The organism is Solibacillus faecavium (genome assembly GCF_014836905.1).
GTDB lineage: Bacteria > Bacillota > Bacilli > Bacillales_A > Planococcaceae > Solibacillus > Solibacillus faecavium.
In genome coordinates this window covers 75,888-90,667 of sequence record NZ_JACSPZ010000003.1, presented here as the reverse complement: position 1 = coordinate 90,667, position 14,780 = coordinate 75,888, and the positions used below count along the sequence as shown (strand labels likewise).

At 39.4% G+C, this 14,780-nt stretch carries 15 protein-coding genes and 1 tRNA gene; 1 reads left to right on the top strand and 15 read right to left on the bottom strand.

Features of this window, described 5'->3' with window-relative positions; all coding sequences use genetic code 11:
• Nucleotides 1-813: 813 nt before the first annotated feature.
• Nucleotides 814-885: transfer RNA gene (locus tag H9635_RS07365), tRNA-Arg, on the bottom strand.
• Between the two features lie 197 nt (nt 886-1,082).
• On the opposite strand from H9635_RS07365, the gene clpP reads away from it, so the two are divergent.
• On the top strand, nt 1,083-1,676 hold the full coding sequence (gene clpP, locus H9635_RS07360; RefSeq protein ID WP_191699538.1) for an ATP-dependent Clp endopeptidase proteolytic subunit ClpP: 594 nt from the start codon (nt 1,083-1,085) through the stop codon (nt 1,674-1,676).
• A gap of 260 nt (nt 1,677-1,936) precedes the next feature.
• Here the strand turns inward: clpP and H9635_RS07355 are convergent, their stop codons facing one another.
• The 14 genes from H9635_RS07355 to H9635_RS07290 all read right to left on the bottom strand — a co-directional run bounded on the left by H9635_RS07355 (nt 1,937) and on the right by H9635_RS07290 (nt 14,557).
• Nucleotides 1,937-2,194, bottom strand: a complete 258-nt coding sequence (locus H9635_RS07355) for an HPr family phosphocarrier protein (RefSeq protein ID WP_191699537.1) — start codon at nt 2,192-2,194, stop codon at nt 1,937-1,939.
• Between the two features lie 179 nt (nt 2,195-2,373).
• Nucleotides 2,374-3,315, bottom strand: a complete 942-nt coding sequence (gene whiA, locus H9635_RS07350) for a DNA-binding protein WhiA (RefSeq protein WP_191699535.1) — start codon at nt 3,313-3,315, stop codon at nt 2,374-2,376.
• Nucleotides 3,316-3,363: 48 nt separating this feature from the next.
• Nucleotides 3,364-4,338, bottom strand: a complete 975-nt coding sequence (locus H9635_RS07345; protein WP_191699534.1) for a gluconeogenesis factor YvcK family protein — start codon at nt 4,336-4,338, stop codon at nt 3,364-3,366.
• Nucleotides 4,339-4,342: 4 nt separating this feature from the next.
• A complete protein-coding gene (gene rapZ, locus H9635_RS07340) occupies nt 4,343-5,233 on the bottom strand; it encodes an RNase adapter RapZ (RefSeq protein WP_191699533.1) in 891 nt (296 codons plus the stop codon).
• 5 nt (nt 5,234-5,238) lie between these two features.
• A complete protein-coding gene (locus H9635_RS07335; RefSeq protein ID WP_191699532.1) occupies nt 5,239-5,709 on the bottom strand; it encodes an NUDIX hydrolase in 471 nt (156 codons plus the stop codon).
• Nucleotides 5,710-6,059: 350 nt separating this feature from the next.
• The gene (gene trxB / locus H9635_RS07330) at nt 6,060-7,004 is read right to left on the bottom strand and encodes a thioredoxin-disulfide reductase (protein WP_191699530.1); all 945 of its coding nucleotides are present in this window, start codon (nt 7,002-7,004) and stop codon (nt 6,060-6,062) included.
• A 77-nt stretch (nt 7,005-7,081) separates the two neighbouring features.
• Nucleotides 7,082-8,608 (bottom strand): tetratricopeptide repeat protein, encoded by a 1,527-nt coding sequence (locus H9635_RS07325; protein ID WP_191699529.1) that lies wholly within the window; start codon nt 8,606-8,608, stop codon nt 7,082-7,084.
• A 290-nt stretch (nt 8,609-8,898) separates the two neighbouring features.
• Nucleotides 8,899-9,516 (bottom strand): bifunctional phosphoribosyl-AMP cyclohydrolase/phosphoribosyl-ATP diphosphatase HisIE, encoded by a 618-nt coding sequence (gene hisIE, locus H9635_RS07320; RefSeq protein ID WP_191699527.1) that lies wholly within the window; start codon nt 9,514-9,516, stop codon nt 8,899-8,901.
• Nucleotides 9,513-10,271, bottom strand: a complete 759-nt coding sequence (hisF, locus tag H9635_RS07315; RefSeq protein ID WP_191699526.1) for an imidazole glycerol phosphate synthase subunit HisF — start codon at nt 10,269-10,271, stop codon at nt 9,513-9,515. The genes hisIE and hisF overlap by 4 nt, the downstream gene beginning before the upstream one ends.
• Complete coding sequence (gene hisH, locus H9635_RS07310; protein ID WP_191699525.1) at nt 10,265-10,885, bottom strand: imidazole glycerol phosphate synthase subunit HisH; 621 nt, start codon at nt 10,883-10,885, stop codon at nt 10,265-10,267. The genes hisF and hisH overlap by 7 nt, the downstream gene beginning before the upstream one ends.
• Nucleotides 10,882-11,475 (bottom strand): imidazoleglycerol-phosphate dehydratase HisB, encoded by a 594-nt coding sequence (hisB, locus tag H9635_RS07305; RefSeq protein ID WP_191699523.1) that lies wholly within the window; start codon nt 11,473-11,475, stop codon nt 10,882-10,884. The genes hisH and hisB overlap by 4 nt, the downstream gene beginning before the upstream one ends.
• The gene (gene hisD / locus H9635_RS07300) at nt 11,472-12,755 is read right to left on the bottom strand and encodes a histidinol dehydrogenase (protein WP_191699522.1); all 1,284 of its coding nucleotides are present in this window, start codon (nt 12,753-12,755) and stop codon (nt 11,472-11,474) included. The genes hisB and hisD overlap by 4 nt, the downstream gene beginning before the upstream one ends.
• A gap of 14 nt (nt 12,756-12,769) precedes the next feature.
• Nucleotides 12,770-13,393: an ATP phosphoribosyltransferase gene (gene hisG, locus H9635_RS07295; protein WP_191699521.1), complete on the bottom strand. Its 624-nt coding sequence runs from the start codon at nt 13,391-13,393 to the stop codon at nt 12,770-12,772.
• Between the two features lie 3 nt (nt 13,394-13,396).
• Nucleotides 13,397-14,557 carry an ATP phosphoribosyltransferase regulatory subunit gene (locus H9635_RS07290; protein WP_191699520.1) on the bottom strand — a complete coding sequence of 387 codons (1,161 nt, stop codon included), beginning with the start codon at nt 14,555-14,557 and terminating at the stop codon, nt 13,397-13,399.
• Nucleotides 14,558-14,780: the final 223 nt, after the last annotated feature.

Here is a 14,780-nt window from a genome sequence, read left to right as displayed (position 1 = left end):
GTACTATGGGTACTGTATTTTTATTCTCTCTTTTTTAAAATTTGGGTTCATCACCATAACATGGGGTTACTTTTCTAATAAAATTCCACTTGATTGGTGGGCTGCGGCAAGACAGCGCTAAAGCCACGTGATATACGTGTCTTTATCACTGCCTTTATTGCCGTTTGCGAGGCCCACCAATCTCAAAATTTTGCCCTCGTTATAAAGTGAAGTAAAAAACACCTAATCAAGCCGCTTGCGCTATCGCGAGGCGGCAATTTTGTCATCCCCAACTTATGGTAATGAATCATTTTTTATATTATTTTCTAAATAACGGAAATCCCTTCCGCTATTTATCTCCTGACGCAATTCAATCTCCCACTCGTTATGTAATACAAAAAAGACTACTTCACGGGAATCCCGAAAGTAGTCTTGGTTTAAGAATGAATGAAGGATAAAAGGAATCGGTACAGTGATTCCTTTTATCCTACCAAAAAATCCATTCTCCATTGTAGAGCAATAACTATTATGTTATTTTTCTACAATTGGTATAGAAAAGTATATGAAAACAGTAAAATGGCGTCCTATTGGACATGATAATATAGTATTGCTTGAACATAACCTTTAATAATTTACTAATTATCTTTCCTTTTTTCAAGTCTAAATTATAAATTTCATTTAAAGAATTTAAATATTTTTTAAAAGTGCGTTTAAATTATACAGAATTCGGAAATTTATAGTATAGTGCCTAAAACGAATGTTAAATAATGGAATTAAAATACTTATCATCCTATTAAAGAACGCTAATACTTAATTATTCGCAAATAAAAAAGACGCCCTCGGAGGGAATCGAACCCCCAGCCTCAGAACCGGAATCTGAAGTGTTATCCATTACACCACGAGGACATATTAATAAGTAAAATAAGTATATGTTCAACTTTTCCCATTATACAGATGGTACGCCAGATTTTCAATAGCAAAAGTCAGAGTTTATATTTGACCATAACTGACTAATACGTGTATGATAGGTTTACAGCTGAAATGATTTCCATTTTTCAGCATAAGAATGCGAATAAAAGCTTTAACAAAGGGAGGATTATTCAATGAACTTAATTCCTACAGTTATTGAACAAACAAATCGCGGGGAACGTGCATATGACATTTATTCACGTTTATTAAAAGACCGCATCATCTTATTAGGTAGCGGAATTGACGACAACGTTGCAAACTCAATCGTTGCACAGCTACTGTTTTTAGAAGCAGAAGATCCAGATAAAGATATCTACCTATACATCAACTCACCAGGTGGTTCTATCACATCGGGTATGGCTATTTATGATACGATGAACTTCATCAAGCCGGACGTTTCAACAATTTGTATCGGTATGGCAGCATCAATGGGTGCTTTCTTACTTTCTGCTGGTGCAAAAGGTAAGCGTATTGCATTACCAAACGCAGAAGTAATGATTCACCAACCACTTGGCGGTGCACAAGGTCAAGCAACTGAAATCGAAATCGCAGCAAAACGTATTTTACATTTACGCGAAAAATTAAACCGCATTATGGCTGAAAACACTGGCCAAGAATACGAAACATTAGCGCGCGACACAGATCGTGATAACTTCATGACTGCAAAGCAAGCATTAGATTACGGTCTTATCGACAAAATCTATGAGCGTAACCAATTAAATAAATAATGTACGATGAAGCATGCAGGCGTTAATCCTGTGTGCTTTTTATTTTTCCAGGTCCCTCGCACTGCTTAATCGCCACAAAGGTATGGTTATTCGCCACTTATAATCTGATAATCGCCACTCCACTCCAGATAACCGTCACTCTTCTCCGGATAATCGTCAGTCCCCCAGATAATCGTCAGTCACCTCCAGATAATCGCCACTCGCCCACAAAAAAATAAAGCACAACCCGTTCATCCTGTGAATTGGTTGTGCTTTTCAAGTTAGTTTGCTTTTTCGATTAAAAGCTGGAGAGCATTAATGGCTTTTTCTTCATCGTGACCATCAGCACATAATGTGACAACTGTACCTTTAGCCACAGCTAAGCTCATAATCCCCATGATCGACTTTGCATTAACTTTTTTCGTATCCTTTTGTAAAAAAACGTCTGCTTTAAAACGATTTGCTTCTTGTACGAATAATGCAGCTTGTCTTGCCTGTAAGCCGGATTTCAGCTTTACTTCTACTTGTTTTTCGATCATCTTGATATACTCCCTTTCACAACCGTTCATCGCTACTTTTATCTATCTTATCGGAATTATTCGAAAAGAACAATAATAGATTCCGGTACACATGAAATCGTTACCATTATTACCTATACATTAGCATAAATGTACTTAAATCGTAAGTTTCATTCCAAAATTCTACGTAGCCAATGCCACTAAATTTTTTCACCACGTCTGAGGGCCTCCGCTATATCATCAATTTTACGTAAACGATGATTAACGCCTGACTTACTAACAACACCTGTTGAGACCATCTCTCCAAGCTCTTTTAATGTGACGTCCTGATATTCGACTCGAAGTCGGGCAATCTCTCGTAGTTTTTCGGGTAATTGATCAAGTCCCACTGCATTATCAATATAGCGGATATTTTCAACCTGCCGCAGTGCCGCACCAATTGTTTTATTCAAATTAGCCGTTTCACAGTTTACGATTCGGTTTACACTGTTGCGCATATCTCTAATGATACGGACATCTTCAAACTTTAGCATAGCCTGTACAGCACCGACTAAATTCATAAAATCCGAAATTTTTTCTGCTTCTTTTAAATAAGTAACATAGCCTTTTTTTCGTTCGATTGTTTTTGCATTGAGATCATAGCGATTCATCAGCTGTGCCAACGCTTCCCCGTGCTCCTTATATAAAGAATAGATTTCCAAATGATAAGAGGAAGTCTCCGGATTATTAACTGATCCGCCTGCTAAAAATGCCCCGCGTAAATAGGCACGGCGCTCACTGTTTCGCGGAATGATCGATTTTGAAATCGTATGATTAAATTCAAAAGAATTCGATACAATTTCTAAATCATCCAATATTTCACGGGCACCTTCCCGAACACGGCATATGTACACATTATTCTTTTTCAGGCGCATTTTTTTTCGAACAAGAAGCTCTACATTATATGGATAGAGCCTTTTTACAATGATATATAGTCGACGTGCTATAGCTGCATTCTCTGTTTGAACATCTAAGCTTATTTGACGATTCGCAAAGCTTAACGAACCATTCATTCGTATAAGGGCGGATACTTCAGCCTTCAAACAACTGTCATCCGCTTCAACCTGTGTCAGTTCCTTTTTTGTTTCAGATGCAAATGACATTATGTGCTCCCCCTTTCCTAGCAAACTATGTAGTGATTACAAGTAATATTACTGCATTGTTTGTTGTTTTAGTATTGTATATTCACACAGCCAATCCGCTAAATTACTTGCATCATGACGTACTGTTCCATTTTGGATAAGTGCAATTTCCTTTTGAATAATATTAATGCCCATCTCTTTTATTCTATCTATATCAAATTTTACGGGCTCGGCATTTTCTTCACGATAGTTTTCATAAATTGACGACGGAAGCTCTTTTTCATTAATCAGTATCGATTGAATGAACGGTTCGCCTACATGCGCATGAATGGCCTCAATATGCTGTGAGGCTGTATATTGACCTGTCTCACCTTGCTGGGTCATTAAATTAGCAATATAGATTTTCTCACCTTTTGCTCGAATTACCGCCTGGCCAATTCCTTTAACTAATAAGTTCGGAATGATGCTCGTATAAAGACTGCCTGGTCCAATCAAAATAAAATCCGCGCGTTCAATTGCGTGAACAGCAGCTGGCAACGGTTTTAAATTGCTCGGCTCTAAATACACACGCTTAATTGGTGCATGGCCAGACGGGATTTTCGATTCCCCGATAACGTCTGAACCATCCATTAATTCAGCATGTAATGTCACTTTTTTATTTGCAGCAGGAATGACTTTTCCGTGCACATTCAGAACTTTACTCATTTCTGCAATGGCATGGTTAAAATCACCTGTAATTTCCGTTAAAGCTGTTAACATTAAATTGCCTAAAGAATGTCCGTCAAGGTCATTGGATTGTGAAAAGCGATATTGAAACATTTGCTCAACTAAAGGCTCTACATCCGACAATGCTGCAATCACATTCCGGACATCCCCTGGAGGCGGAATATCATAGTCATCTCGTAAACGCCCAGAAGAGCCACCGTCATCTGCTACCGTAACGATGGCTGTAATATCAAAAGGATGCTGTTTTAAACCTCGTAATATCGTAGAAAGCCCCGTGCCTCCACCGATTACGACGATACGTGTTCTCTTTTTCTTCATTTAATCAATCCTTTCTATGATTGATATCTCTATGTGAAATGATGACTTGATCATTTTTTGCTAACAGTTTGCCAAAGTATTCAGCGAGCGTTACCGAGCGATGTTGTCCACCAGTACAGCCAAATGCGATTACTAACTGCGACTTTCCTTCACTACGGTAATGCGGAATCATAAATGTAAACAAGTCCGTTAACTTGGCAATGAGCTGCTGTGTTTCTTCTGTTGCAAGCACATAGGAAGAAACCTCTGTCTGAAGTCCGGTTTTATGACGCAATTCCTCAACATAATAAGGATTTTTCAAAAAACGTACATCAAAAACTAAATCAGCATCGATCGGTAAGCCATGCTTAAAGCCAAATGACATAATGTTAAGTGAAAAAGTTGGGCTGCTCATATTTGAAAATTCCTGTGCAATGCGTTCGCGTAATTCCCGGGGTTTCAGCTTGGATGTGTTTACAATTGTTTTTGCACGGCCTTTTACCTCTGAAAGCAATTCCCGTTCCTGTTGAATCCCTTCCAATGGTAAACCTTGTGTTGCAAGTGGGTGTGAACGACGAGATTCTTTATAGCGTCGAACTAAAGTGGCATCGTCGGACTCTAAAAATAAAATCCGGAGTAAAATGTCCTCTTCATTCATTAATGCATCGAGCGATTCAATTAACGACCCAAAAAATTCTCTCCCACGTAAATCCATTACGACCGCGATACGTGAAATTTTCTTTTCGGAATCTTTCATTAGTGCTAAAAAAGTAGTCAAAAGTTCCGGTGGTAAATTATCAACACAGTAATAGCCTAAATCTTCAAAGCTTTGAACTGCGACCGTTTTGCCCGCCCCTGACATTCCTGTAATAATAACTAACTCATGTGTAAAGCTCGAACTACCCACTTGTTTCATCTCCTCTAGTTTTGTTCTATCGAGTGTTGAATGGTTTCACTTAATAGCTCAAAATCTTCTGTATATTCAAATGTACCATATTGCATTCCTTGATTTGCTGTTGCAAATAATAAATTTGTGCGGTCACCTGCTGCCATCGGAAGGTCGTTTAATTGCTCTACTGGATACCAGTCCAAAATGCCTTCACGTGTTTCCACAAACGGTGTTCCTTCAACATCTGTTGCAATAAATGTATAGAGCATCCATTCATCTACGACTGTATCACCATTTTTTATGACCATAGTATAAATGCCTTTTAAATGAACGTTTTTAGGTTTTAAATTCGTTTCTTCCTGAAATTCGCGAACAGCCGATTCATAGATGGACTCTCCAAGCTCCATTTTGCCGCCTGGTGCAACAAACCAACCTCTTCTCGGTTTTTGGAGCAACAGCACTTTGCCATCCTTTATTGCGAGTAAATTTGTAATACGTTGCATACGTAACACCTCAATTCTTTCATTTGTGGATATTAATTTATGACTTTCAAGGTAATCCACATAAAGTACAGATAGTCTCTCACGCTATTGTACGCTAAATTTCTTTTCCTAATGCTTATATTTCTATTATACCTTGTCCCAGGCATTACGTAAAAGTACTCGTACCATTTGTCCCATTAGTAAATAAAGGATTGAGGGCTGAGTATTTATAATTCCGCACAAAAAGAGGTTGTTTCAGCGCAGATCGCGCTTGAAACAACCTAAGGATAAAAATATAAGGGGGTTAAAACAAATTCTACTTTTAGTATACCCTTATTTTGTAACGAGATGATTACATTTATGTTAAGGATTTATTGATTTATTTTTTCTTTTATTTCTTCGATGTAATGTTGGGCTGATTGTGCAGCAATACTGCCATCGCCAGTAGCTGTTACAATTTGGCGCAACATTTTCTCACGGACATCACCCGCTGCATAAATACCCGGAATAGCTGTTTCCATTTTTTCATTTGTTAAAATGTAGCCTGCTTCATTTAAAATATTCAGTGAAGCAAAAGGAGCTGTCAACGGAAGCGTGCCCACATATACGAATACGCCATCTGCCTGCATTTCTTTTTCAGTGCCATCCACATTTGAAACTAATGTCACTTTACCGACTTTGCCGTCCACTTCATGAATTTCCTTCACTTGTGTATTCCAGATGAAATCAATTTTTTCATTGGCAAATGCACGATCTTGTATAATCTTTTGAGCACGTAATTTATCACGGCGGTGAACAATTGTTACTTTGTCTGCGAAGCGTGTTAAATAAATACCTTCTTCAACAGCTGAGTCGCCCCCACCGATTACAATTAGGTTCTTTTGTTTAAAGAATGCACCATCACATACAGCACAATAACTTACACCACGACCTCCAAGCTCTGTTTCACCTGGAATGCCTAATTTTTTATATTCTGCACCTGTTGTAATAATTATTGTACGTGTTTTGTATTGTTTTTTACCTGAAACGATAATTTTATATTCTTCACCATCGATTACTTCGGACACATCACCGTAAGCATATTCTGCACCGAACTTTTTCGCGTGCTCGAACATTTTTGTAGATAGCTCTGGTCCTAAAATTGTATCGAAACCTGGGTAGTTTTCCACTTCTTCAGTACTAGCCATTTGACCACCAGGAATACCACGTTCAATCATTAATGTTGCTAAGTTTGCGCGTGATGCATAAACCGCAGCCGTCATACCTGCCGGACCTGCTCCGATAATTACTACATCATAAATTTTTTCTTCAGACATGTTGATCCTCCTCTTGCGTATACCATTACGATATTTTTATCGTATAAGATTGCTTAGATAAATACAACTATACTGCCCTATTCAAAGTCAGCCGGTATGAATTCATACAATTCATCACTATACTTCGTTAATGTTGCAGTTGTAATACCGTATTTCCCTGCAATCGCCTTTTTCGTTACCTTTTTCTCAAGTGCGATGTTATATGAATATTCAACCGCAGCAGCCAATGCAGCACTATTTTTAAACGCATACCCTTGCTGGAAAGCGATTTCGCCTAGTGCAAACCACGTGCTTAATATTTGTGCTACTTCAAGTGAAATCGATTCATTTTTTTCTGTAATAAGTTCCGCCACTTCCATAAAACGTAAAAAGTGCTTTTCCTCATTACTTTTTTTATCGAAATCATATTCAAGGGCATAAGCCAGACATAGTTTTTCCAAGTCCGAAAAGCTATCAACATTTAAAATAGTAGGATGTGCTACAATTTCCTGCTTATACGCAGAACGCTTTAATAGGAAAAGTCCGAATAACCGGCTTGATTCATGTTCATCCGATAATTGGCGAACAATGAATTCCCGATGATTTTCAGCCGAATTACCGAAAATCGTTCCTTCATTACTTCTCCATGGCTCCATACCTTCTTTTGAAGGGTCCAACTGAATCAGCAATTTCCATGATTCATTGGCTACTGCTTCATGTCCTGTAAAGTAGGCTGATTGGGCGAGCCAAAAATAAAAGCCTGGATCCCCTTCATATCCCTTTTTACTCATTGAACGCAGCCATTTATATGCTTCATCATATTGACCGATCAATGCTAAAGTTGCACCTAGCTTATAGCGATTATCCCATTCAAAAGGTTGTATTTTCTTTAATATTGAAAGGAGATTCTCAAGCTCTTCCGTGTTTCTCTCATAATAGGCAAACACTGCTAAGTTACACATTGCATGGAGATTCCCTGTATTTTCACGCAGCACTTTATGTAAAAGTGCGCGCGCCTGTTCAGCATCGCCAATATAAAAATAGGCTAACGCTAAGTTATTATAAGCATTCCAAAGGTCCGGGTATTCCTCAATTATTTGCTCCAACATTTCAATTGCAGCCTGGAAATCCCCTTGTTCCATGTGACGACGAGCTTTTTCCTGCGCTACATGTTTCGCCCCTTCAAATTCGTCCATATCATCTATCTCTTCGCCTACATAGTCGACAAATTCCAATATTTCAGAAGCATCCTCTAAGTAAGCACCATTAGGTTCCATTTCCAAATAGCGGGCTGCGTACTTTTGTGCATCCGCAATATGTCCGATACAGCCTGAAACTTCTGCCATCATAAATATAATTTCGGATTCATCCGGCTCTAAACTATAAGCGGTATGGATCAATTCATAAGCATGTTCAAAGTTTTGCAATTCCATTTCTAAAATGCCATATTGCAATAACACGTGCGCGTCATCCGGACTTAAATCCGCTGCGCGCTTAATAAACTTATAGGCTTTATCCATTTCATCCCGCTCAATTGCTTTTAATGCTACGTTATAATAATAATCACCATTCGGAACAAACGACACGACATTTGATGCATTTGCTTTTAAACGTTTATTTTCCAATAAAATTCCTCCGAGTCATTTCCGTTCAATACCTTTATATAATTCAATACGAAGTGTATCGTATGCTCAATTGTAGTAAAATACGCCTCGGCATCATTACACCCTATAACAGGAAGTAGACAACCATCCGAAGCTTCTATTTCGTTTAGTAGCCTTTTGACAACCACTGAGAAATAAACAAAGAAATAAGGAACGCACAAGTGTCGTCCCTTAATCAATTCTTTCCATTATAGCATATGTAGCAAATATGTACTTAAATCATGTTTGCAAACAACGGAATTCTCGTTAGATTATTGCTTTTTGCCTTCATGTCGTTTTTGTAGCACATCAAGCACTTCATATACATCCACTTTTTGTTCTTGAAGTAACACAAGCAAGTGATAAAGAAGGTCAGCGGATTCCCATTTCACTTCTTCCTTGTCACGGTTTTTCGCCCCGATTACTACCTCTGTTGCCTCTTCGCCAACTTTTTTACAGATTTTATCGATACCTTTATCGAATAAATACGTCGTATACGCCCCTTCAGGCATATCGATTTCACGCTGTTTAATTACTTCCACAAGCTGAGGTAAAATTGCTACAGTACCAGGTCGTTCGTTTTCTACCAAGCTTTCTGTAAAGCAAGATGTTGTTCCATTATGACAAGCTGGACCCGCAGGAACAACTTCAACTACTAATGCATCTTGATCACAGTCTGTTTTAATTGAAACAACCTTTTGTGTATTACCACTTGTTGCCCCTTTATGCCATAGCTCCTGGCGGGAACGAGAGTAAAACCAAGTTTCATTCGTTTCAATTGTTTTTTGTAGCGATTCCACATTCATATAAGCAACCGTTAATACTTCTTTTGATCGGGCATCCTGTACTACTGCTGTAATTAGCCCTTGTTCATTAAATTTAACATTCATCGTACACGTACCCCTTTTTCTTTTAAGTAGCTTTTCACTTCTGCTACGCTCGTTTCTTTATAGTGAAAAATGCTCGCAGCAAGTGCTGCATCTGTATCAACATCCTGCAGGACTTCACGGAAATGTTCAGCATTACCCGCGCCGCCACTTGCAATAACCGGTACTGTAACGGCATCTCGAACTGCCTTCGTTAACGCTAAATCAAAACCCGATTTCTCACCGTCTTGGTTCATCGATGTAAGTAGAATTTCCCCTGCACCTAGTTTTACCGCTTCTTTTGCCCAATCTATAGCTTTCCTTGAAGTTTTGTTACGGCCACCGTGTGTATACACCATCCATGTACCGTCTTCTTCAGAATATCTCGCATCAATCGCACAAACGATGCATTGTGCACCGAAGTAATCCGCGCCTTCTTTAATAAGCTCTGGACGCTCTAAAGCAGATGTATTAACCGACACTTTATCTGCACCGGCACGTAAAATACGTTTCATATCTTCAATCGTACGAATGCCGCCACCTACAGTAAAAGGAATGGCTAACGCTGATGCTGTTTGTCGGACAACATCGACCATCGTTTCACGTCCTTCATGCGAAGCCGAAATATCTAAAAATACGAGCTCATCCGCACCTTGCTCATCATAAAATTTAGCTAATTCTACCGGATCGCCTGCATCTTTCAATTCAACAAATTGTATCCCTTTTACTACGCGCCCTTCTTTTACGTCTAAACATGGAATAATGCGCTTCGTTAACATACGCCCTCTTTCACTCCTTCTGCCCAAGCCGTCAACAAGTGCATACCAAACGGACCTGACTTCTCCGGATGGAACTGCATACCTGTAAAATTATTCTTCGCCACAATCCCAGGCACTTGTATATGTTCATAGTCTGCCGAAGCAACCCGTTCCTTCTCATCCAATCCGCTCGCATAAAATGAATGGACAAAATATACATGGCGTGCTGCAGGCAGGTTATCTCTATCCAGCCAGCTTGGCGTATGCTGCAACGTTAAGTCATTCCATCCCATATGCGGAATTCGGGAAACCCCTTCAAAGCGTTGAATACGCCCTTTAAAAATACCTAGCCCTTCTGTTAAAGCCACTTCATCGCTTTCTTCAAATAACAGCTGCATTCCTAAGCAAATTCCGAGTAACGGCTTTTTCGTATTGCGAATGAAATCAATTAAACCTGTTTCCTTTAAACGCTTCATTGCATCTGGAAAGGCACCAACACCCGGCAGTACATAAGCATCTGCTGTTTCGAGTTCCACTTTGTCATTTGACACAATGACTTCAACATTAAGGCGCTTTAATGCCTGCTCAACACTAAATAAATTACCCATTCCATAATCAATTACACCAATTTTCACGTTAACAGCCCCTTCGTTGATGGCACGCCTTTCACACGCGGGTCAATTTGAACCGCTTGATCTAAGGCACGTGCTAATGCTTTAAAAACTGCTTCAATAATATGGTGTGTATTATGTCCATAAGGAACGATGACATGTAAATTAATGCGTGCCTCTAACGCAAACTTCCATAAAAACTCATGCACAAGTTCTGTATCAAATGACCCTACCTTGGCATTAAGTTCAGGTGTAATACGGTATTCCAAGTGCGGACGGTTCGAACAATCCACCACAACCTGTGCCAATGCATCATCCATCGGTACAAATGCAGTTCCGTAACGTTTGATCCCTTTTTTATCGCCCAATGCTTCACGGAATACTTGACCTAATACGATACCAATATCCTCTGTCGTATGGTGGTCATCTATCCAAGTGTCGCCATTTGCAATAATTTTTCCGTCAAATAACCCGTGCTTTATAAACAAATCCAGCATATGGTCCATAAAACCGACACCTGTTTTTATTTCAGCTTGCCCAGAACCATCGATATTAAGCTCTACTGCAATTTTTGTTTCATTTGTATTTCGTTCGATTTTCGCAAAACGTGTCATTCTTCTTCTCCTTTATCCCAGCCCCGTGATTCTACTGCTCTTGCATGTCCTTCTAACCCTTCAAGTCGTGCAAGACGTGCAATTTTCGGCGAATTTTGTTTCCAAGTTTTTTCGCTGTAATAGACAACACTCGTTCGTTTAATAAAATCATCCACATTCAACCCACTTGCAAAACGTGCTGTTGAATTTGTTGGTAATACGTGATTCGTACCTGCAAAATAATCGCCCACTGGCTCAGAGCTATAACGCCCGATAAAAATAGCACCCGCATGTGTAATCATTTCCGAAACCTTTTCGGCATTTTCCGTTACAACTTCTAAATGCTCCGGCGCTAATGAATTCACCGCTCGAACCGCTTCTTTCATCGATTCAGCAACATAAATATGACCAAAGTTTTCGATTGATTTTCTGGCAATTGCTTCACGCGGCAATTTGGATAATTGAATTTCTACCTGGTCTGATACCGCATCTGCCAAATCATCACTTGTTGTAATGAGTACCGCGCAAGCCAGTGCATCATGCTCAGCCTGTGATAAAAGATCTGCCGCAATTTCATCGGCATAGGCAGTTTCATCAGCCAAAACGCAAATTTCAGATGGCCCTGCAATCATATCAATCGCCACTTCGCCAAATACTTCACGCTTTGCCAATGCAACAAATATATTTCCCGGACCCGTAATTTTATCTACCGGGGCAATTGTTTCTGTTCCATATGCTAGTGCTGCGATCGCTTGTGCACCGCCTACTTTGTAAATTTCCGTCACTCCTAAAATATGGGCTGCCACTAATACCGCATCCGGTAGCTTCCCATCATTGCCTGCTGGCGATGTGATGACAATACGCTTCACCCCTGCAACTTGCGCCGGAATGACATTCATTAAAACAGAAGAAGGATAAGCCGCTGAACCACCCGGTACATAAAGCCCTACTGCATCAAGGGGTGTAATCCGCTGCCCTAAATACGAACCGTCCGCTAACGGCAATCGAAAGCCACTGCGCTTTTGTTCATTATGGTAAAGGCGAATATTATCTGCTGCCTCCTGTAAATCGATATATAATTGCTGATCGAAATTTTTTACAGCCTCAACAATTTCCTGCTCCGAGACACGTAAATTTTCAGGTGCAAAACCGTCCCATTTTTCACTATAATATTTAATTGCCGCATCCCCTTCTGTTCGTACTTGCTGAATTACTTCACGAACGGTTTGCAGCTGCTGCTCATTGCCTTGCTCGAGTTGGCGTTTTAAAGAAATATCATCGTTTAAAATTGTTATTTTCATCTATTTAGCCTCTCTTATTTCACACATTTTTTTAAGCGCGTAACTAAATCCTGAATACGGTCGCTTTTCATACGATAACTTACAGGATTGGCAATCAAACGTGATGAGACTTCGGCAATATGTTCATATTCCACGAGACCATTTTCCTTTAATGTACGTCCTGTTGATACGATATCGACAATGCGATCCGCTAAGCCAATCATCGGTGCAAGCTCAATCGAACCATTCAGCTCAATAATTTCAACTTGCTCACCGATACCTTTATAATATTTCAACGCAATATTCGGATATTTTGTCGCAATACGTGGTGCGATTTCACTCATCGTCGTATTCGGTAAACCTGCTGAAGCAATATAGCATTCACTAATCTTTAAATCGAGCAGCTCATGAACAGTACGACGTTGCTCAAGCAGCACGTCTTTCCCCGCGATTCCAATATCCGCTACACCATGCTCTACATATACCGGCACATCCATAGGCTTCGCTAAAATAAAGCTGATCTTTTCCTCTGGAATTTCAATCATTAGTTTACGTGACATTTCTACTTCTTCAGGAAGGTTGAAACCAGCCTCGAGCAGCATTTCATATGCCTCTTCAAAAATTCTGCCTTTTGGCATCGCGATTGTTAGCTCTGTCATTGCTTATGCCTCCCTGCTTTTAAATTCATTAACTATTTTATAATATGCCTTCAATGCTTCAATATTTTCGATTCCCTCATATGATTGGAACGTCACTTGCTTACCTTGTTCACGTAAAAGCTTCACCGTCTGTAAAGCTTCAGAAAAACGCTCTGACTCAAATAATACAAGCACATTGTCTGTTACAATATCGATCTTTGGCATCGCTTCAAAAACGCGATCTACACGTAATCCAAAACCAGTCGCGCCAACTTGCGAACCGAATTGCTGAAGCAATCCATCATAACGACCACCATTTCCTAACGGGAAACCACTGCCTGAAGCAAATACTTCAAATAACATCCCTGTGTAATAGCTCATATGGCTCGACAATGTGAAATCGAATGCTATGTATTCATCATACCCAGCAGCATCCAAAATTTTTGCTAAGCTGCGCATATATTCAAGCGCATCATTTTTTCGGACATATTTCTCAATAGCTTCTATAGAAGGGACTCTAATGGCTTCTTCAATATAGGCCAACAATGCATCAGATTTTGTTTTCGGTAAATCAAATGCCAATACTGCTTCTTCAAAGCCTACAAAATTCCGTTGTACGAGTAAATCATTTAAATGAAGAGCCTGTTCGTCACTCTCTGTATAATCCTTTAATATGCGACTTAATACGCCGGCATGTCCGATCGTAACTTTAAAATCGGTAATATTAAAGCTCTTTACTAAATCAATCGCGGTCATAATGACTTCCGCATCAGCAAACACTGAATTGTCGCCGATTAATTCAATACCCATTTGGTCAAATTCCGCCGGGCGCCCACCTTCACGTTGCTGTGCTCTGAATACATTCGCAAAATAGGCTAAGCGCTGTGGTATTTTTTCCTTTAATAATTTTGAAGTCGCGACACGTGCAATGGGTGTTGTCATATCTGGGCGTAATACAAGTGTATTCCCCTGACTATCAACAAGTTTAAACAGACGGGCATCAGAAATTGCCGATGCTTTCCCCACTGTGTCGTAATATTCTACAGAGGGAGTTTTAATAAACTCATAACCACGAGTATGCAGCAGTTCTCGACCAGTCGATCGAATTAATTCAAGTTTTTCATATATATCGGGAAATGTATCGCGCATCCCAAGAGGTTTTTCAAACATTTTTATCGATGACATTTTGACACATCCTAAACTTTTTTAAATAGAATATTATTTCCTGTTTCGTAATTTCACTTCACTTCGCTAGAGTAATGAATTACTAGTGTATGAAAGTATTTTACTGCTACTAGTATTCATAGTCAATGGAATTGTTGAATATTCAATAATTTAATTTTCTGATATATCAATTCATTATATATCATATATGGTGAAATATCTTAGGCAAAGGGATTTTCGAGAA